Below are 20,749 nucleotides of genomic sequence, written 5' to 3'. Positions count from 1 at the left end.
AGTTTTTTTATTTTTTTATTGACAAGTTTTTGCCATCGTGATTTACAGGATAACAGGACCTGTAGAAGTGATGCCCGACACGCCTGTACCCTGCGCCACGCTGCCCGCGCCCATTTGATCGCTCGCCCCTTGCTGTTCAGCACCCACGCCATGATTGACCGGCAGCGGCCCTGCCGTTAACACCGCAACAGGTCTCACCCGTCACGGCAACCCCATGCGATTGAAGGAGGGATTGGAAAATGGAGGATACACTCACCGTCTTCAAGGCCAGCAAGTATTGCAATGTTTCTTCGAAAACCATCATCAACTGGATCGAGGCCGGCCACATCAAGGCCTACAAAACCGTTGGCGGGCATCGCCGCATCAAGCGCGGCGATATGGAAGCGTTCATGCACCGCCAGGGCATCCCCGTTCCACAGACGGAGGCCGAGGATGAGCGCAAGCGCATCCTGGTGGTCGACGATGATCCCATTATCGTCGAGACCATCGTACAGGCCCTGGAGGAAGACGAATTCGACTACGAGGTAATCAGCGCGTCCGACGGGTTCGAGGCCGGGCTGCAGGTCAACCACTTTCACCCGCATCTGATGATCCTGGACATCATGATGCCCGACATCAAGGGCAACGAAGTGTGCCGCAGGATCAAATCCAGCGATGACACCCGGGAAACCAAAATCATCGTCCTGTCCGCCTACCTGGATGAGGAAAAATTCAAGGAAATGAAAAACCATGGCGCCGACGTCTGTTTTTCCAAGCCCCTGCCCCTGCCCCAGCTCAAGGAGGAGGTGGCCCGGCTGCTGGACCTTAAATAGCGACCCGAACTGCGTTTCGGCCATCAATAAGGAGGCGTAACATGAAACTCAAGGAAGCGCTGGAAAAAAAGAAATTTGTGGTCACCTCGGAAATCCAGGCGCCCATGGGCGACGACGACCCCGAAGCGCTGGTGGAGAATCTGAAACGGGTCAGGGGCCGCATGGACGGGGTTTCCGTTGCCGAGGTGGAACTGGAAGGCGTGGTGGGTGACAGTATCCGCACCTGCGAACTGCTCAACCAGAACCGCTTCGATGCCATCTACCAGACCACCACCCGGGACAAGAACCGCATCCAGCTGCAGAAAGACCTGACCCAGGCCCACGAAACCGGCGTGGAAAACCTGCTGGTGTTTACCGAAGACTATCGCATTTCCGGGGAAAGCCTGCAGGAGACCATGTTCTTCCATGTGGATTCGGGCAAGCTGGCGTCGGTCCTGGAGCACCTGAAAGACGGCCGCACGGTGGACGGCAGAGCGCTGGAGCAACGCGTCGAGTTCATCATGGGATCGGGGGTGGAATCCCTCTGGGGAAAAAATGTGCCCAAACAGGGGATGCAGGAAATGGAAACCATGCGCGAACTGGGCACCGGCTATTTCCTGACCACGCCCATCTTCGACCTGGATCAGTTCCAGCGGTTTCTCAAGCAGGTCAAAACCTTCGCCATCCCCGTGATTGCCGAAGTGATGCTGCTGAGAAATGCCGCCATGGCCCGTTTCATCAACCGCCACTTCAAGGCCGGCCTGATCCCTGACTGGGTCGTCCAGAAACTGGACAAGGCGCCCGACAAGAAAAAGGCCAGCGTCGAACTGTTTGCCGACACCATCAGGGGCCTGCGCGACATCTGCGACGGCGTGCATATCATCACCCTGGGGGGGATTGACAAGATTCAGCCGTATCTGGACGCAGCCAAAATAAGATAGCACCCATTCAGGCACTGAGATGGCAATGCCATGAAGGAACGTTTGAAGCCTGAACACCTGACAATCATCATCTTTCCCGGAAGCGCTGCCGTATTCCGGGAACACGCCCATCGCGCACATTGGAACATGCAGCGAAAAACTGCATCGGCCGGTCCGTTTCTCCAACGCGTTCAACGGCAATCGTAGACCGGCGACACCGCTTCCTGCTCATCGCTCATCTGCAGAATCGCGCCAACAGCACGTCCCGACGATTCGTGTACCGGCATCGCCGGTTTTTCATAGGTAAACCGTCATTTCGACTTAAGGCAGAAGCGCCGGAAAGATCTCTGCCCCCTTTGGGCTTCAGCCTAAAACCCTTCAGCCTGCCCACCCAAGGAGGTTGCCTTATGACATCACCCATCGAACTGGATGACCTGGAATGTGAATTCAAGGAAGCGGTGCTGGAAAACGTGCCCGATGCCCTGCTGGACCTGTGCATGACCTGCGGGACCTGCACGGGAGGCTGCCCGGCATCGGGCCTGATGGATATGGACCCGCGCAAACTGCTGCGCATGGTGAACCTGGGCATGGACGAGGAGGTCAAAAGATCCAAATGGGCCTGGGTGTGCACCATGTGCGCCCGCTGCGTCAATGCCTGCCCCATGAAGATCAACATCCCCAAGCTGGTTTACCAGATGCGCGGATCCTGGCCCCGGGACAAGCGGCCCAAAGGCATCCGCGGATCCTGCGACCAGCACATCCGGGCCGGCAATGCCATGGGCGTGCCCACCGAGGATTTCATCTGGACCGTCGAGGACGTGGCCGATGAGATTCGTGAGGACCAGCCCGCGTTCAAAGACCTGCAGGTGTCCGTGGACCGGGTGGGCGCATACATGGCCATCAACCAGAACTCCCGTGAACCGGTCACCGAACCGGACGAACTGGGCCCCTTGTGGAAGATCCTTCACCTGGTGGGTGCCGACTGGACCTATCCCTCGGTGATGTGGGCCGGTGAGAACTACTGCCTGTTTCTGGCCGACGAGGAGGGCTGGCGCTATATCATGGAGGAGTTCGTCGACCACATTGACAACAACCTGGGCTGCAAGATGGTGGTCAACACCGAGTGAGGGCACTCCTACTTTGCAATCCTGGAAGGATTGCGCAAGTTCAACATCCCCCACAATTTCGAATTCACCTCCATTATCCAGCTCTATGCCAACTGGATCAGGGAGGGAAAACTCAAGGTCAATTCGGACTGGAACCGGGACCTCAAGATCAAGTTCACGGTGCAGGATCCCTGCAACATCGTCAGAAAGACCCTGCGCCAGGAGATGGCCGATGAACTGCGCTTCGTCGTCAAGACTGTCGTCGGTGAGGAGAACTTTGTGGATATGGTCCCCTGCGGCGTCAACAACTACTGCTGCGGCGGCGGTGGCGGCGCCTTGCAGGGCGGTTTTACCGAAGAGCGCCGGGCCTATGGCAAAATCAAGTTCGATCAGGTCATGGCCACCGGTGCGACCTATGTCATCGCCCCCTGCCACAACTGCCACAGCCAGATCGAAGACATGGGGCATCACTACGGCGGCGGCTACCAGGTGCTGCACCTGTGGACCATCATGTGCCTGGCCATGGGCATCCTGGGCGAAAACGAACGCGCCTATCTGGGGCCGGACCTGGCGAATTACGGGCTGTAGGCGCAAGACAAGTGATTCGTGAATGGTGAACAGTGAACGGAAAACGATAACCCTTAATCAGAACCCCCGGCCTCGTTCCCAAAATAGTGACTGCGTCCCCTCGCCCCTTTGGGGGAGAGGGACAGGGTGAGGGGAATTCCGGGGATGTGGGATATAAGATGTGAGATCGGGGCTCCGACATCCGGCATCTTTGCTCGGGATTCGGGATTCGGGGATTGGGGGATTGAAGACTCAACGGTGGTTGTTCATAAAGGGTGGATTTTGGTTCGGACCAAGGCCGCAGAGTCATTGGAACCGGAGGCGTAGCGGCGCTACGTCGAGGATTTCAATAACCCGAGAACGCCGGCCCGGGCCAAAAGATGCCCTTTGTGGACGGCCACAGAGGAGGAGAATATGACCACAGCAACTACCGGTTCCGTACTGGTCGTCGGCGGCGGCATCGCCGGCATACAGGCATCGCTGGACCTGGCCGATTCGGGCTATCGGGTCATCCTGGCGGAGCAGCGTTCGGCCATTGGCGGCGTCATGGCCCAGCTGGACAAGACCTTCCCCACCAACGACTGCTCCATGTGCATCATTTCCCCCAAGCTGGTGGAAGCCGGACGCCACCTGAACATCGACCTGTATACCATGACCGACGTGCAGTCCGTCAGCGGGGAAGCGGGCAATTTCACCGCCACCCTGCGCCAGCGGCCGCGCTTTGTCGATATGGAGCGCTGCACGGCCTGCGGTGAATGCAGCAAGGTGTGTCCCGTCGACACGGCCAACGAATTCGACCAGGGGCTGCGGACCCGGCGCGCGGCCTTCAAACGCTACCCCCAGGCCATGCCCGGCGCCTACACCATCGCAAAAAAGGGTACGGCGCCCTGCAAGGCGGCCTGCCCGGCCCATCCCAGCTTCCAGGGCTGTGTGGCCCTCATGGCCAAGGGCCGGTACAAGGAAGCCTTCGAACTGTTTCGCAGCGAGCACCCCTTCCCCGGTATCTGCGGCCGGGTCTGCCACCACCCCTGTGAAACGGCCTGCACCCGGGCCAGAGTGGACGCGCCGGTGTCCATCATGGCCCTGCACCGCTTCCTGGCCGACTGGGCCAGGGAAAACAAGGTCACCGCCATCCCTGAGAAGAAAGCCGACCGGCAAGAGAAAGTGGCCGTGGTGGGCAGCGGGCCGGCCGGCCTGGCCTGCGCCTGGTTTCTGGCGGTCGAGGGATTTGCGGTCACGGTGTTCGAAAAACACGATATCCTCGGCGGCATGCTGGCGCTGGGCATCCCGCCCTACCGACTGCCCCGGGACATCATCGACGAAGAAATTGCGGTGCTGCAGGAACTGGGGGTGGCATTTGAAACCGGTGTTGACCTGGGGACGGACACGACCGTGGGCCAACTGCGCGACCAGGGATACGGTGCCTTTTTCATGGCCATCGGCTCCCAGGAGTGCAAACTGCTGGGGATCGAGGGGGAAGCGCTCGATGGGGTGTGGCCCGGGGTCGACTACCTGCTGCGCACCAACCTGGGTGAGCGGATCGACCTGGGCGACCGGGTGGCGGTCATCGGCGGCGGCAACGTGGCCATGGATTCGGTGCGAACGGCCCTGCGAAACGGGTCCGGGCAGCCGTTCATCATCTACCGCCGCAGCGAGGCCGAAATGCCGGCCAGCGCCGAAGAGATTGCCGAGTGCCGGGAGGAGGGCATCGACATCATGACCCTGACCCACCCGGTGCGGGTGGTCGAAACAGACGGCCGGGTCACGGCCGTCGAGTGCATCCGCATGCAACTGGGGGAGCCGGACGCTTCGGGCCGGCGGAGACCGGAACCCGTTGCCGGCTCCGAATTTACCATTGCCGTGGACGCGGTGGTTCCGGCCATCGGCCAGGAATCGGACTGGGCCTGTCTCACCGACGAGTGCGCCTGCACCCTGAGCGACTGGGGGACCATGGACGTGGACCCGGTGACCCTTCAGTCCGGCGATGCGGATATTTTTGCCGGCGGCGATGCCGTCTCCGGCCCCAAAACAGTGGTCGAGGCCATCGCCGCGGGCAAGACCGCCGCCGAGTCCATCCGGCGGTACCTGTGCGGTGAAGACCTCAAGGCCGGCCGGGAACCCCCACTGGAACCGGTGGAAGACGCGGACCTCTCCACAGCGGTCCCCATCGCCCGCCAGGCCATGCCCATGGCCGACCCCGGCAGGCGGGTCGCCACCGGTGACGAGGTCCAGCTGGGCCTGGACGAGGCAGCGGTCCGGAAGGAAGTGCAGCGCTGCCTGGCCTGCGGCGTCTGCTCGGAGTGCTATCAGTGCGTCTCGGCCTGCCTGGCCGACGCGGTGTGCCACGAGATGACCGAAACCATCCATGAGGTCCAGGTGGGGGCGGTCATCCTGGCTCCCGGTTTCGCGCCCTTCGACCCGTCCATCTATGAAGCGTACAGCTATGCCGGCCATCCCAACGTGGTGACCAGCCTGGAGTTCGAACGGATCCTTTCGGCCTCCGGCCCCTATGAAGGCCATCTGGTTCGCCCCTCGGACGGCCGGGAACCCCGGAAGATCGCCTGGCTGCAGTGCGTGGGATCCCGCGACCTCAATGCCTGCGACAACGGGTACTGCTCGTCGGTGTGCTGCATGTACGCCAACAAACAGGCGGTGATCGCCAAAGAGCACAGCGACACGGAACTGGACACGGCCATCTTCTTCATGGATATGCGCACCTTCGGCAAGGATTTCGACAAGTATGCCAACCGGGCCCGGGAAGACCACGGGGTGCGCCACATCCGCTCGCGCATCCACTCGGTGTTTCCGGACGGGGACGACCGGCTGCGCATCGTCTATGCCACCGAAGCGGGCCGGAGCGTGGAGGAGCGGTTCGATATGGTCATCCTGTCCGTTGGCCTGGCCCCCAGCCCGGACGCCGTCTCGCTGGCCCGACGGCTGGGCGTGGACCTGAATCACTACCGCCACGCCCTTACGGACTGCCTGGCCCCGGTGAACACCAGCCGGGACGGCATCTTCGTCTGCGGGGCCTTCCAGGAGCCCAAGGACATCCCCCTGTCGGTTATGGAGGCCTCTGCGTCGGCCGCCGCCGCCGGCAGCCTGTTGTCCGATGCCCGCTGGACGCAGACCCGCAGGCGGGAACTGCCCCCGGAGCTGGACGTTTCCGGCCAGGGACCGCGCATCGGGGTTTTCGTGTGCAACTGCGGCATCAACATCGGCGGCATCGCCGATGTACCGGCGGTCCGCGACTACGCGGGCAGCCTGCCCCACGTGGTCCACGTGGAAGACAACCTGTTCACCTGCAGCCAGGATGCCCAGGATCACATGAAAACGATCATCGGCGAAAAGGGCATCAACCGGGTGGTGGTGGCCTCCTGCTCCCCGCGCACGCACGAACCGCTCTTCCAGGAGACCATCCGGGATGCGGGGCTGAACAGGTACCTGTTCGAAATGGCCAACATCCGCGACCAGAACACCTGGGTGCACATGAACGACCCGCAGCGGGCCACCGCCAAGGCCAAGGACCTGGTTCGCATGGCCGTGGCCAAGGCGGCCCACATCGAACCGCTGCATCAGGTGAGCCTGGCGATCAACAAAACCGCCCTGGTGGTGGGCGGCGGCGTAGCCGGCATGGAAGCGGCCCTGGGGGTGGCCGACCAGGGGGCGGAGGCGGTCCTGGTGGAAAGGTCCACTGAACTGGGCGGGGTGGCCAACCTGCTCAATGCCACCTGGAAGGGGGAACCCGTGGCCCCCTACCTGGCCGATACCATCGATCGGGTAAAGGCCCACCCCGGCATCCGCCTTTTTACCGGCTCCCGGGTCGCATCCACCACCGGCAGCATCGGCAATTTCTCCACCACGCTGGTGTCGGCCAACGGCAGCCGGACGAAAACCGTGGTGGACCACGGGGCCACCATCCTGGCCACCGGCGGCACCGAGTATAAACCGGATCTCTACCTGTACGGCGACCACCCCGATGTGCTCACCCACCTGGACATGGACGCGGCCGTCGCCACCGGCGACAAACGGCTGCTCCTGGCCGGAAGTGTCGCCTTTATCCAGTGTGTGGGATCCCGGGACGACAGCCGGCCTTACTGCAGCAAAATCTGCTGCACCCACAGCCTGAAAAGCGCCCTGGCCGTAAAAAAAATCAATCCAGGGAAAAAAGTGAGCATTCTCTACCGGGACATCCGCGCCTACGGATTCCGCGAGGATCTTTACAAGCAGGCCCGCGAAGCGGGCATCCTGTTCATTCGCTACGAGCCGGAACACCCGCCGACCGTCTCTGCCGACGACGAAAACGGCCTGGTGCTGGACGTGACCGACCATGTATTGCGCATGCCGGTGCGCCTGCGCCCCGACCTGCTGGTGCTGGCAACCGGCGTGGTGCCCAATGCCAACCGCGAACTCTTCGAAACCTTCAAGGTGCCGGTCGATGCCGACGGGTTCCTGGTGGAGGCCCATGCCAAGCTGCGTCCGGTCGATTTCTCCTCCGAAGGCATCTTTCTGGCCGGCCTGGCCCACTATCCCAAGCCCCTGGAGGAAAGCATCGCCCAGGCCAGGGCGGCCGCCTCCCGGGCCATGACCCTGCTGTCCAGGGATGCCATCATGGTCGGCGGTGTGGTCGCCACGGTGGATACGGGAAAATGTGCCGCCTGCCTGACCTGTGTCAGGGCCTGCCCCTATGACATCCCCCGGGTGGATGAACACAGCCACGCCGTCATCGATCCGGCCCAGTGCCATGGCTGCGGCACCTGCGTGGCCGAGTGCCCGGGAAAGGCCATCACCCTGGCCCACTTCACCGACGACCAGCTGATCGCCAAGATCGAGGCACTGTTCATCGCGGCATGAGTCGGAGGTCGGAAGTCCGACCTCGGTTTTCGGTTAAACAACTTATTGAGGAGGAAATATGACCGCAACGACCGACCCCATTGTCCTTGCATTCTGCTGTAAATACTGCTCCTATGCAGCCGCCGACCTGGCCGGGTCCATGCGGTTGCCGTATCCGGCCAGCGTCAAGGTGGTCCAGGTGCCGTGCACGGGCCGGGTGGATGTGATTCACCTGCTCAAGGGCCTGGAGGCCGGCGCCGACGGCATTTACGTGGCCGGCTGACTGGAGGGGGAATGCCATTTCCTGGAAGGAAATCGAAGAACCCGGAAAAAAGTTGCCCTGGTGAGAAAAACCCTGGAAGATGTCGGCATCGACGGCTCGCGGGTGCAGATGTTCAATCTCTCATCGGCCATGGCCCCGGAGTTTGCGCGAATTGCCCGGCGGATGACGGATACGGTGGCGGCGCTGGGACCGATGACAGCAGACTAACTCCCACGACTATCGACCATCGAATTTCAAATTTAAAATTGACTCACTGAAGTGTGTCCGTCCAGAAAAGGTAGCTTGCGGTTCAGATCAAGGCCGCAGGGTTATTGAAACCACAGGCGTAGCAGCGCTACGTCGCGGATTTCAATAACCCGAGAACGCAGATATGGGCCGCAGGATGCCATTTCTGGACGGGCGCAGCAGAGAGGAGATCATGGACGCAACCCAGCCCCACGGATTGACCGGCGTTCTGGATGCCATGGCCGACGGCATCTACATCGTCAATGACGACTATGTGGTCGAGTTCATGAACAAGGCCATGATCCGGGTATTCGGCGACGGGGTGGGCAGGAAATGCCACGAAGTGGTCAATCATACGACCGCTCCCTGCCCCTGGTGCAAGGCCGGCGAGGTGTTCGACAACCGGCAGAACACCCACGAAGAGGTCTATGTGCCCCTGGTGGACAAGACCTACGACCTGTTGGAGATCCCCCTGCACAACACCGACGGCAGCATCTCCAAACTGAGCATATACAGGGATATCACCCACCGCAAGGATCAGGAATACCGGCTGAAGACCTCCCGGGAAAGCTTCCGCAGCCTCTTCGAGCACGTGGCCGCCGGCGTCTACATCAGCAGTAAAGAAGGCAAGTTTCTCGACGCCAACGCCGCCCTGCTGGACATGCTGGGGTATGAGGATAAAAACGAGTTTCTGGAGCTCGACCTGGCCCGGGACATCTACCTCAAGGCCGAAGAACGGACCCGCTTCCAGCAGATGATCGAGAAAAACGGACGGGTGGTCGACTACGAGGTCGATTTCCGCAAAAAGGACGGCACCCCCATCACCGTGCAGCTCACCGCCCACGTGCGCTACGACCCGCAGGGCAAGGTGCTGGGCTACGAGGGCATCTGCGTGGACCAGTCCCAGCGCCAGCGGATGGAGCGTGAAATCAAAAAAGCCCACGATTTTCTCAACAACATCATCCAGAGTTCTCCCAACGCCATCATGGGAACGGACATGACCGGCAACATCATCATCTGGAACCTGGGTGCCGAAGAGACCCTCGGCTACCCGGCATCCGAAACCATCGGCGCCATGAACGTGAAGGACCTCTATCCGGACGACATGGCCCGCCGGGTGATGCGCATGATGAGAAGCGCCGACTACGGCGGAAAAGGCAAATTGCGATCCTATCCCATGACCTTCATGGCCAGGGACGGACATCCCGTGGAGGGCAACCTGTCGGCCAACATCATCTACGATGAGACCGGCCGGGAAATGGCCTCGGTGGGGATTTTCGTGGACCTGGAAGAGCAGCTGAAGATGGAACGCGAACTCCACAACACCCAGGAACAGCTCCTCCAGTCGGAAAAACTGGCCGCCATGGGCCGGCTCACCTCCCAGATCGCCCACGAGCTCAACAACCCGCTGTACGGGATCATGAATACCCTCGAGTTGATGAAGACCGAAATTCCGGTCGGCAACAAGCGGCGCAAACTGCTGGACATGAGCCTTTCCGAAACCGTCCGGGTGACCGACATGCTGCGCAAGATGCTCTCCTTTTCCAAACCGGACCAGGAAGAACGGACGCCGGTGGACATCAACACGATCCTGGATGAAATCCTGCTGCTGCACGAAAAACAGCTGTGGGAGCACTCCATCAAGGTGGTGCACCGCTTTGCCGACCACCTGGGCAAGATCATGGCATCCAAGAACCAGCTGCGCCAGGTTTTCCTGAACCTGATATCCAACGCCCGCGACGCCATGCCCGAAGGCGGCCGTCTGACCGTGGCCACCGAAGGGGACGACTACTTCGTCCACATTACCGTTTCAGACAACGGCGCCGGCATCAAGGACGAGCACCTGGATCTGGTTTTCGAAACCTTCTTCACCACCAAGACCGACAGCGTCAAGGGCGTTGGGCTGGGCCTGTCCGTCTGCTACGGCTTTATCAGGGACCACGGCGGCGATATCAAGGTGGACAGCTGTGTCGGTGAAGGCACCACGTTCACCATTTCGCTTCCGGTCTGCCGGCAGCAGGTTGACGCCGGATAGCTTTTTCGGAAACGGCATAAAGGGGTCACGATGGGCGTCCTGAAACAGCCGGAACACTGCCTGCTCTTGAATATCGGGGTTGTGGCACGGGGCTCCCGCTGCCTGTCGATCATGAGGGATCTGCGCGCCGTCAGGCCCTCGCACCTTCGCCTCAAACTGGTGGCCATGGCCACCATTTCCCCGTCTGCGGCCTGTAACAAATATGCCGGTGAAACCCAGATCGAGCTGTTTGAAAAGCCGGCGGACCTGTTTTCCATCGAATACCTGAACCTGATTCTGGAACTCACCGGCGATCCGGCCATCCTGGCTGAACTGATCGCCCGCAAACCGCCGTCCATCGGGGTGCTGGACCGGCAGACCGCCATGCTTTTTTTTGATATTGCCACCCTTTACGGCCGCATGGCCGAGCGGGAGACAGAGGTCAACCTGGCCACCTCCTTTGCATCTGCCCTGCTCGAGGCCTCGCCCGATGGGGTGCTCGTCATCGACCGGGATCACCGCATCCTCAACTGCAACAATTCCCCCCTGGTCGGCGGCGGGGCGGGGCGGGAATCGATCCTCGGGCGATTCTGCTACGAAATCATGCACCATGGGAAAGGCCCCTGCAGGGGGCCGGAGCGCATATGCCCGGCCCGGGAAACCCTGAAAACCGGCCGGCCTTCGCGCGCGGTTCACGAGGTGACCGTAGCCGGTGAGGGCACCCTGATCTGCCAGGTCACCACCTATCCGATCTTCAACCACCTGGGCAATATCACCCAATTCGTGGTCACCGTCAGGGACATGACCAAGGATCTGAGCGAAAGGATCGAAAAGCGCGCCCAGGCCATCAAGGACAACCTGACCCGTTTCGTTCAGGATGACCGCCTGGCGTCCCTGGGCCGCCTGGTGGCTTCGGTCTGCCATGAGATCAACAATCCCATCACCAGCATCGTCACCTTCAACAAGTTGATATTGTCCTATGCCAGGGACAACGATTTCGGCCATGACCGGATGGGAGATGTCGAGCGGTACCTGTCCCTGTCCGTCCGGGAAGCCATGCGGTGCGGGGATATTGTAAAAAACCTGCTGACCTTTGCCCGGCAGAAAAATGTGCAGGCAGACCGCATTGACATGGTCAAGATGATCAACACCATCATGCTGTTGATCGACCACCAGCTTGAAATATCAGGGATCGTCTGTGAACGCGACCTGCCGGCCGCCGACTACACGGCCTGGGGAGACAGCGCCCAGATCCAGCAGTGCCTCATGAACCTCCTGTTCAACGCCATCGATGCCATGCCCCGGGGCGGCCGGCTGACGGTGACCGGCGGCATTGACGAAAAGGAGGAGATGATCTGGCTGACCATCGCCGACACCGGCCATGGCATCGATACCGATGAACTGCCGCGCATTTTTGAGCCCTTTTATTCGACCAAAACCGAAGGCAAAGGCGTGGGACTGGGGCTTTCAATGGTTTACGGCATTATTCGCGAACACAATGGCACCGTGGAAGTGGACAGCGAACCGGGCAGGGGCAGTATCTTCCGGATCAAATTGCCCCGGGTGCTGCCGGATGAAAAACCGGAAGAAAACGCCGGCCCGGCAGGTCCGGCAGGTCCGGCATGAAATTCGGTTTTCAAAAGCCTTGACCCGCGCCTTGCGCACGCGTTCACCATCCCTGGAAGTCGTTGCATCTTCAGGAGTCGATCATGCGTCTTTCCACCAGAATCATGGTTGTGGATGATGAGGAAACCATCTGTGAAGCCCTTTCCGCGTGGTTCGCAAAGGATGGCTATCAGGTGGAAACGGCCTCTTCCGGCTTTGACGCACTGGCACGAGTCGAGGACAGCGCATTTGACGTATACCTGCTGGATATAAAAATGCCGGGAATGGACGGCATTGAGCTGTTGTCCCGGCTCAAGGAAAAACAGCCGGATGCGATGGTGATCATGATCACCGCCCATGGGTCCATCCAGACGGCGGTGGAAGCCATGAAGCTGGGGGCCAGCGATTACCTGTGCAAACCCTTTGACCCGGATGAACTGTCCCTGCTCATGGAACGGATCATGGCCACAAAAGCCCTGAAGGAGGAAAACCTGGCCCTTCGTGAGCAGCTGATGGATCACCAGGCATCGCTTCATCATGCCATGGTCATCCATTCGGAACCCATGCAGAAGGTGTTTGCCACCATAAAAGAAATAGGCCCCTCCCTTGCGCCGGTGCTGATTACCGGCGAAACCGGTGTCGGCAAGGACCTGGTGGCAAGGGCCATCCAGCAGCAGAGCCTGCGGTCCGAGGGGCCGTTTATCGCCGTCAACTGCGGTGCCCTGACGGAATCCATCCTCGAAAGTGAGTTGTTCGGGCATGAAAGAGGCGCCTTTACCGGGGCTGTCAAAACCAGGCGGGGGCGCCTTGAAATGGCGGACAACGGCACCCTTTTTCTCGATGAGATCGGTGAGATTTCGTCAAAAATGCAGATCAGCCTGTTGCGGGCCCTGGAGGAAAAACAGTTCCTGCGCGTGGGCGGCAGCCAGCCCGTAAAAAGCGAGTTCAGGCTGATCAGCGCCACCCACCAGAACCTGCCCCGCCTGATTCGTGAACACCGCTTCAGGGAAGATTTCTTCTATCGCATCAATGTCATCAGCCTCCAGATCCCCCCCCTGCGCGAGCGTCTGGAAGATGTGCCGGTTCTGGCCGACCACTTTTTAAAACACTATGTCGAGGAAACCGGCAAATTCCTGGAGGGATTCACCCAGAGAGCCATCGGCATGCTGACCGCCTACCGGTGGCCGGGCAATGTGAGAGAGCTTCGAAACGTCATCGAAAGGGCCGTGGTGATTGCAAGGGGCAGGATGATCGGAGCCCGGGAACTGACGTTTCTCAACCCGGAAGCCGATGTCTGCAATATGGGCCCGTTGACCCTGAGGGATATGGAAATCAACCATATCCACGCCGCGCTGGCGGCCTGCAACTGGAATATCAGCAGGGCCGCCAAACAGCTGGGGATTGACCGGAGCACCCTGCGAAGAAAGATCAAACGGCATCAGATAAACCGCCCTTAACCGCTATCCGGACGTGAAAACCCATTGGGAATAAAATCTTAAAACATGAGGCGGTCCACCTTCAGGTCGTCCCGCTGGGGGCTGTCGATGAACTGGCCGTATCCGTTGTGGCCGCCAACCTCCAGGCGGTAATGGGGCTGAATACCGATGTAAGGCCCGGACAACCCGATCCCGACTACGCCTACGAGCACGGCAGGCATCAATATGATGCCCTGAAGATTATCAAGGTGCTGGCAGCGGATGCGGGCGGCGTCCCCCTGACGCTGGGGGTGACCCGGGTGGACATCTGCACCCCGATCCTTACGTTTGCCTTTGGTGAATCCCAGCTGGGCGGCAACGCCGCCCTCATATCCCTTTTCCGGCTCGCCGATGAGAAAACAGACGTCACCTGTACCCGGGCGGTGAAAATCGGTCTCCACGAAGTCGGCCACCTCATCGGTATCGGACACTGCCGGAAGGCGGCCTGTCTGATGCACTATTCCAACAGCCTTGAAAAACTGGATCAGCTGCCCCCCCTGTTCTGTGACGCCTGCCAGGTTGAAATATCCCGCCGGCTGCGCCATCTTTTCACCCGGCGCCGTTGAATCGCTCAATCCCGAGGACAGCGGTCGAAGGTCGGAGTCCCGATCCCGATCTCAGATCCCCCATCTCATAATCCCGAGATCCCCCATTGTCGCATGGCACATCAGCCGAGAAACTCCTCCACCAGCCGGTCCCATCCGATTTCCGGAACGGCGCCGTAGATATCGTCGATGGCGTCGCCGCCGGTCGCCGCCATCCGGTAGCCGCAGCTTTCCCCAAGAAGGGTGGTGAGCCGCCCGGCCTCATCATCGATCCATGCCAGGCTCTCGTTGCCGAAGAAAAGGTTTTTCAGGTTTTTACGCAGGCGGGTGGGCTGGATCACCATGAGCCACCCCTCATCGTAGGGCGCGTCATTGGCCGTGCCGGCGTGGTTGACGACGTGCTGGTTAACCGCCACCACCTTTCCGTCAACCGGGCTCAGGGTTTCCGCTTCCATTCCCGAACGCCGGATGACGGCCTGTGTCCGGCCCTGTCCAACCGTGTCCCCCAGGCGGGGAAGCTCGATTTCGTCCTGCCGGCCCAGCAGGCGGAAGGCAAAGTCATCGATGCCGACACGCACGCGGCCGCCATATTCCACCCGGGCCCATGTGTGGCCGAAATGGTAATAATGGTCCCTGGCCACATCAAATCCGGATGTCTGGTCGCAGCGGGCGGATTTCAAATTGGGGAGGTAGCTGGTGTCTTCGATCATCTGATCATAGGGGCATTGGGCGCAATTGTAGCCGTAGGAGCACAGGCTGTAGGAAACCCGGCCGCTGAGCATGTGGCGGCACTTGCCCTGTTTCATCATCAGCCGCATTCTCACGGGACGGGTATCGGTGGCGCCTGCCCACTCCTGTCTTTTCTTGAAATCGGTCAGGACCCGTTTATCCAGTGAACAGCCAAGGCAGTCGAATGCATTGAAACAGCGCATCGCTTTGAGAATGCCGGCGCGGCTCCAGACGCACAGGTCATTGGTCATGGAATAGACAAGGGGACGTCCGGTTTTCGGCTTGGCGGTTGCTTTCATCGAAGGCCTCCTTTTATGTGCCATGCGTCCATGGCCGTTTATGGATGCATCGGTTAAAAAGTTAAATCACAGGCGGCCGGCCCACCGGCCCCCAGCCCTTTGCCAACTGAACCATCGCACAAGTTGTGCCACCGTAGCACAGAGGCGTCGGCAGAATATCAACCGTTTGATATCATTATTAAACCAATCATCCATCGTCAGGATGGCGGCCGGCCCGTCCGGGGGCCCGGACCGGGGCAAGGTGCACCGGCGAGCCCATGAGATGTGTGTATGATAATAAATTACAGGAGGTTGTATTGGTGGCGCAGTCTACCGCCAGGTGGGGCATGTTGCACGGATCGGGCCGGCCGGGCGGGGTCCACAGGAGTCCCTGTCACCGATCCGCGTCCATTGCGGTCTGTTGCCGCAGCGCCCGTTTGACGGCAACCCCGATCTTCTCGATGGTATACGGTTTTCTGATGTACTGCCGGACCCCCAGTTCGATGGCCGTCTTCACCCGCTCGGTTTCTGAAAAACCGCTGGCGATGATGGCTTTTTGCTCCGGATGAAGGCCGCGGATCCGCCGGTACGTGTCAATCCCGTCCATACCGGGATCCATGACCATGTCCAGCAGAACCAGGTCGACGCCATGGGTGTCGAGATAGTCCACGGCCCCTTCCCCGCTGGCCACGGATACGGGGCGATAGTTCAGCCGCCCCAGAATCCCGGAAGCGATCACGCGCTGCTCTTTTACGTCATCCACAATCAGGATCGTTTCACCATTTCCCGTGTAGGCGTCCATGGGCACGGCGGCTTTATCTGCGGCCAGTTGCTTTCGCGTGGCCGGAAAATAGAGCTCAAAGCGGGTCCCCTGCCCTTCGACGCTCAGGACCGCGTACTCGCCCGCCTTCACATTGTCGTACCCTTCAATACGCCGGTCCACATAGCGGTTTTCCGTTGAAATGAGTATGTTCCCGCCCCTGGGATGGGCCTCCGCTGCGTTGGACACCAGGTTCATGATCGTCTTTTTGATGTGGATGGCGGAACCGTTCACGTCGAGCAGATCAGCCCGGAGCCGGGTCTCGATCTGAAGGGTCGGGTGGTGCGAGGTCAGTTTATCGAATTCGGGAGAATCGAGATACTCCGACACCATCCGGTTGATATTCATCACGGCGATACTGACAACACCACGGCGGGCAAGCGTAAGCAGGTCCTGAACGATCTCGGCCGCCCGCTGGCCGGACCGCTGGATGGTCATTACCGGATCGCGCAACGGACTGTTGTCGGGCAGATCCAGCAAAAGCAGTTCCGGGTAGCTCACGATGCCGGACAATACATTGTTGAGGTCGTGGGCCACGCCGCCTGCCAGAAGCCCCGGCGCCTCCATTTTTGTGCCCGCCGCAGCTGTTCTTCCTGGCTGCGCTCCTTGGTGATGTCCCCGATAATGATGATCGCGGCATAGATGTCGCCATTGGAATGCATCAGTGGGCTCAACAGGTAGCGCAGCGCAGATAAACGGATGTATTCCAGCTGCTCGTAAAGGAGGTCTCATGGGCCCCAGAAGAACCGTGGTCCATGCAATCTTTAAGCTGGTCCGGAAACCGGGTGAGCTGGATGTGCGGGGACCGGAAGGCGTTGGCCTCGAGAACCGCCTGTCTGGAGGGCGCACCGAGGATCTCGACAAATGCGGAATTGACATCGATGATCGCCCCGTCGCGGGCGACGGTGATGATGCCCTGAAAGACCCGGGCGCATTCGGTTCTGATGATGCCTGCTATTTCCGGCATGACCTGATCGACCGTCCGCCCGATGAGTCGGTCACTGCTGAGGCGGTGTTTCTGCAATTCCTGTCCATCGGCCGCCAGAAACCGGAAGTCATGGTCGATCAGGCACAGCGCCCCATTGGGGAAATTTTTGGCCAGGGTCCGATAGCGGGACTGGCTCTCCCGCATGCTGGCGCTGGTCTCCTGCTCTTTGGACAGGGCCTTTTTCAGGTCATTCAGCATCAGGGCAATCGCCAGGGGCACCAGCGTGTCGATCAACTGGAAGAGGTAGGCGGCCGTGTCCAGAACGACGACAGTCCACAGGCCTTCCAGAAAAGCCAGGGTGATCGAGGGAATCAGGACCACAACGCCCAGGGTGCTGACCAGAAAGCAGATGATGAACAGAATCCGCTCCCGCCAGAAGGTCAGCGGATCACCGGCCCACGCCGATGCGGGCATAAACCGCCGCTCCAGGCGGGCCCAATGGTTGACATGGCGTTCAGGAAAAGTGAATCTCAATCGTCGCTTTCATTTTAAAATGGTCACTGCCGGCACAAGGCGATGAGCACAAAAATGGTCAGACGGCATTCAGGGAAAGGGGCTCACCCAATCACTGATCATGCCATTGCCGGACGCAACCCTTGCCACACCGTACCGATAGTATATCGGGTGGGGGGACCTGATCTTGAACCAGATGTGGTGAAAATCATGTTAACCGGGCTCGCAGGCCCTGGCAAGCAATTCAAGGGGGTGGAAAACCGGAAAAGGCAGCAAATGCCGGAACTGGAGCCGGCAGCTCAGGCAGTCGGTGATCACCGCCTGGGGCGCAGCGGCCCTGATTTTCTGCATGAGGCCGGCGCCAAGGGAGACCGAGGCGTCGTGGAACGATTTTTTGTACCCCAGACTCCCGCCCATGCCACAGCAATCCATGGGCCCGCCAACCGGTTCGATGGTCAGTCCGGGAATCAGGGCCAGCAGACGCACATAGGGGCTGCCAATTTTCTGTTCCCGCTGGTGGCATGGGGCGAAGTACGCCATCCGTCCGGCAATCGGTTGAAAAGGGACGTCCAGGTGTCGCCCGTCGAGCCGCTTCAGGAGGTATTGGCCCATATCGGCCACGCCTTCGGACAGCGCCAGGCGATCCATCGGGTCAAGATCGCTGAACAGGCCATCGTCCCTGAGCCTGCCGGCATACAGGGATTTACTGAGGTGCAGGAAGCGACCGCCGCCCGCACCGTCCGGGATCTTGATCTCGTTGGCGGCGGCGCCGACCGACTGCTGATAGGCGTTTGAATGGCAGGCCCCCTCTTTCATCAGCACCTTCATCAAAAAACCGCAGGTGGGGCAGGAGCACACCGGATCGAAGCCCATGCGGCGGGCCGCCAGAAGGGCGTCGAGATTGGCCTGCACCCGCCGCCGGGTAAGGGCGGCGTCGCCTTCCACCAGGGTGGGCATGCCGCAGCACTGCTGGGGCGGAACCATCACCTTGAGCTGGCTGTGCTGCAGGACCCTGACTGCCGCCCGGGCCACCTCGGGGAAAAGATAGCCGGCCGTGCAGCCCGCAAAGTAGGCCACCCCGGGACCGTTTTCAGGAGGGCGGCACAGGCCCTTTCTCCGGGCCCAGCTGAAAAAGCTCTCTTGGGGGAACCGCGGCAGGCGCCGCCGGGGATGGATGCCGGCCAGCCGGCTGACCATCCGATGAACCGGACCCACTGACAGGGCCGCATTGACCGCATCCGGAGCCATGCCGCAGATGCGTCCGAGTCGCTGAACATCGGCCATCAGGCGATGGGCCGGGGCCATGCCGGATTCACGGACATAGCCGCTTTTGGCCCGGATCACATCGTTGCGGATGTCGGGACAGGGACACAGCCCGCAAAGGGAGCACAATTCGACCAGACCCCGTAGCGCGCGCCCACTGCATGGCCGGCCGTCAGCGGCCTCCCGGTCCACCAGCCGGTAAAGCGCCGGGAAGAACAGGCAGTCTTCGTTCATCAGAAACCGGCAGGTGTCGCAGTCCGCGCAGGCGTCGATGACCCGCCGGACGATGACTGCCGGGTCGACTGGCTCTTTTTCGGATGGTGAGGACCGTTTCAACACGTGCACACGCGGGTAATCGTTTCCGGGTGAATGGGGTGCTTGTCGGGCGGCTGTCATCGGTTGCGGATGGCTTCGAGGGTGCTTTCGAAATGCGCTTTCAACGGCCCGCCGCATTGAACGGCGCGCATGGCTGCGTCAAGGGCCTCCGCCTTTCTGCCCTGGTCCATGAGCACCTGGGCCAGGTTGTTGAAGGGGGCGCCTTCTCCGGGAAACGTGACCGTCGCGGCCCGGAAAATCGCCTCGGCCGATTGCAGGTCTCCGGTCTCGTATCGACACACCCCCAGCCCCATGCGGGCAGGCAGGCTGTCCGGCCAGCGGGTCAGGGCGGTCGCATAACCCCGGGCGGCGGTTTCCCAGCGGCCCAGGCGTTCCAGCTGGCCGACGGCCAGCAGGTAATCCTTTTCGCTGGCGGCGGCGGGCAGCCGGGACGGCGGCAGCACCATCAGGCCCCAGAAGCCGCTTCGTGCCCAGGTGGTTTCAAAGGTTTTGAGGGAAACCGGCTTGCCGGGGGTCGTTCCTGAGTGCAGGATCACCTGGCCGCCATCGAGGTCCAGTCCAACCACAACGGCATAGTGCCAGACGGGATACCAGGAAAGCCCCAGGTTCTGAAGCACGATGACGGGGTGCCCGGCGGCGATTTCTTCGATCAGGGACTCCGGTCCGGCCAGCAGGCAGGCAATCCTGCCGTGCCTGCGCACGGCTGCGATCATCGCCGGCTGAAGGCTGCCCTTCAGCGCCGGTGTGAAGACCTGATCCGCCAGCCCCCGGGGAGTGGCCGGCACGCCGCTCCATGCCAGTGCCATCGCCAGGGCCGCCGGGCCGCACTGATTGTCCTCCTGGGGGAAAAAGGGAACCGTGGACAGCAGGTATGGATCAGGGGAGTCGCCTGTGGCTGCGGGCCACCTGATCACACCGGGCCCCGCACAACCGGCCATGGCCGCAGCCAGTGCCAGGATCAGTGCGAATCGGCACCGGTGCCGGCCGCCTGCTTGGGATCCGCAAACAGTCGTGATCGGGGTGTTATTTTCTGACAAAAGGAAAAATATCGGTCGCGCCGGCAATATCCGTAAACAGCAGCACCAGAAAAACGATCAGGCCGACGACGAGGACCGTTTCGAACGCGCCCCCTCCGGCGGGCAGGTGTTCCATCCGGTCGGCCAGGCTGAGGATCTCGGCATCGGAAAGCGCGCGGGTTCTCAGCATGGCCTCACGCACGTCTATGCCCTGGGCAGTCAGGGCGGATGTGACCTCTTCCCTGGACAGCACGGCGTCGACATAGGCCCGTGCATCGGCGACGCGGTCCGCGTCGAGAATCGTTTCGGCAGTGACCATGGCAGCAAAAACGGTCGGACAGGGGGCTGCGATGACCATCATGAGGATCGCCATCAGCCAGCTGACCGGCTTGGCGGTCGTTCTGATCGGTTTCATGTCTTCACCTCCCGGTTGATTGGAAATTGGTGTCCATAGGCACGAACCCCGGCAAAAGTCAAGGTGCGGCGACCGGCCTGAATCCGCTTC

15 protein-coding genes are annotated in these 20,749 nt (G+C 60.9%); 9 read left to right on the top strand and 6 right to left on the bottom strand.

Annotation, left to right across the window (positions count from 1 at the left end; all coding sequences use genetic code 11):
* Positions 1 to 239: 239 nt before the first annotated feature.
* The 9 genes from DSCA_RS30720 (at position 240) to DSCA_RS30680 (ending at position 14,382) form a co-directional block, all read left to right on the top strand.
* On the top strand, positions 240 to 812 hold the full coding sequence (locus tag DSCA_RS30720) for a response regulator (RefSeq protein WP_155320052.1): 573 nt from the start codon (positions 240 to 242) through the stop codon (positions 810 to 812).
* Between the two features lie 41 nt (positions 813 to 853).
* Positions 854 to 1,732: a methylenetetrahydrofolate reductase gene (locus DSCA_RS30715; protein ID WP_155320051.1), complete on the top strand. Its 879-nt coding sequence runs from the start codon at positions 854 to 856 to the stop codon at positions 1,730 to 1,732.
* Positions 1,733 to 2,118: 386 nt separating this feature from the next.
* Complete coding sequence (locus tag DSCA_RS30710) at positions 2,119 to 3,405, top strand: (Fe-S)-binding protein (protein ID WP_155320050.1); 1,287 nt, start codon at positions 2,119 to 2,121, stop codon at positions 3,403 to 3,405.
* A gap of 393 nt (positions 3,406 to 3,798) precedes the next feature.
* Positions 3,799 to 8,235, top strand: a complete 4,437-nt coding sequence (locus DSCA_RS30705) for an FAD-dependent oxidoreductase (RefSeq protein ID WP_155320049.1) — start codon at positions 3,799 to 3,801, stop codon at positions 8,233 to 8,235.
* 58 nt (positions 8,236 to 8,293) lie between these two features.
* Positions 8,294 to 8,704 (top strand): hydrogenase iron-sulfur subunit, encoded by a 411-nt coding sequence (locus tag DSCA_RS30700; RefSeq protein WP_155320048.1) that lies wholly within the window; start codon positions 8,294 to 8,296, stop codon positions 8,702 to 8,704.
* A gap of 211 nt (positions 8,705 to 8,915) precedes the next feature.
* Entirely contained in the window at positions 8,916 to 10,757 is a 1,842-nt protein-coding gene (locus DSCA_RS30695) for a PAS domain-containing sensor histidine kinase (RefSeq protein WP_155320047.1), read from the top strand.
* Between the two features lie 30 nt (positions 10,758 to 10,787).
* Positions 10,788 to 12,362 carry a sensor histidine kinase gene (locus tag DSCA_RS30690; RefSeq protein ID WP_155320046.1) on the top strand — a complete coding sequence of 525 codons (1,575 nt, stop codon included), beginning with the start codon at positions 10,788 to 10,790 and terminating at the stop codon, positions 12,360 to 12,362.
* Between the two features lie 83 nt (positions 12,363 to 12,445).
* Entirely contained in the window at positions 12,446 to 13,798 is a 1,353-nt protein-coding gene (locus DSCA_RS30685; protein ID WP_155320045.1) for a sigma-54-dependent transcriptional regulator, read from the top strand.
* A 131-nt stretch (positions 13,799 to 13,929) separates the two neighbouring features.
* Entirely contained in the window at positions 13,930 to 14,382 is a 453-nt protein-coding gene (locus DSCA_RS30680; protein ID WP_155320044.1) for a hypothetical protein, read from the top strand.
* A gap of 101 nt (positions 14,383 to 14,483) precedes the next feature.
* On the opposite strand, the gene DSCA_RS30675 is transcribed toward DSCA_RS30680, so the two are convergent.
* From DSCA_RS30675 to DSCA_RS30655, 6 genes are all read right to left on the bottom strand, one after another.
* A complete protein-coding gene (locus tag DSCA_RS30675; protein WP_167528028.1) occupies positions 14,484 to 15,389 on the bottom strand; it encodes a glycine cleavage system protein H in 906 nt (301 codons plus the stop codon).
* Positions 15,390 to 15,762: 373 nt separating this feature from the next.
* Positions 15,763 to 16,755 (bottom strand): response regulator, encoded by a 993-nt coding sequence (locus DSCA_RS30670; RefSeq protein ID WP_167528027.1) that lies wholly within the window; start codon positions 16,753 to 16,755, stop codon positions 15,763 to 15,765.
* Positions 16,756 to 16,858: 103 nt separating this feature from the next.
* Positions 16,859 to 17,650: a PAS domain-containing protein gene (locus tag DSCA_RS32090; RefSeq protein WP_167528026.1), complete on the bottom strand. Its 792-nt coding sequence runs from the start codon at positions 17,648 to 17,650 to the stop codon at positions 16,859 to 16,861.
* Between the two features lie 192 nt (positions 17,651 to 17,842).
* Entirely contained in the window at positions 17,843 to 19,237 is a 1,395-nt protein-coding gene (locus tag DSCA_RS30665) for a heterodisulfide reductase-related iron-sulfur binding cluster (RefSeq protein WP_197904696.1), read from the bottom strand.
* Positions 19,238 to 19,284: 47 nt separating this feature from the next.
* A complete protein-coding gene (locus DSCA_RS30660; protein WP_155320040.1) occupies positions 19,285 to 20,265 on the bottom strand; it encodes a PA2778 family cysteine peptidase in 981 nt (326 codons plus the stop codon).
* Complete coding sequence (locus tag DSCA_RS30655) at positions 20,252 to 20,659, bottom strand: PA2779 family protein (protein WP_155320039.1); 408 nt, start codon at positions 20,657 to 20,659, stop codon at positions 20,252 to 20,254. Before DSCA_RS30655 ends, DSCA_RS30660 begins: the two co-directional genes overlap by 14 nt.
* Between the last annotated feature and the right edge of the window lie 90 nt (positions 20,660 to 20,749).

It is taken from the genome of Desulfosarcina alkanivorans, from assembly GCF_009688945.1.
Lineage (GTDB): Bacteria > Desulfobacterota > Desulfobacteria > Desulfobacterales > Desulfosarcinaceae > Desulfosarcina > Desulfosarcina alkanivorans.
This window is presented reverse-complemented; position numbering and strand designations above follow the sequence as displayed.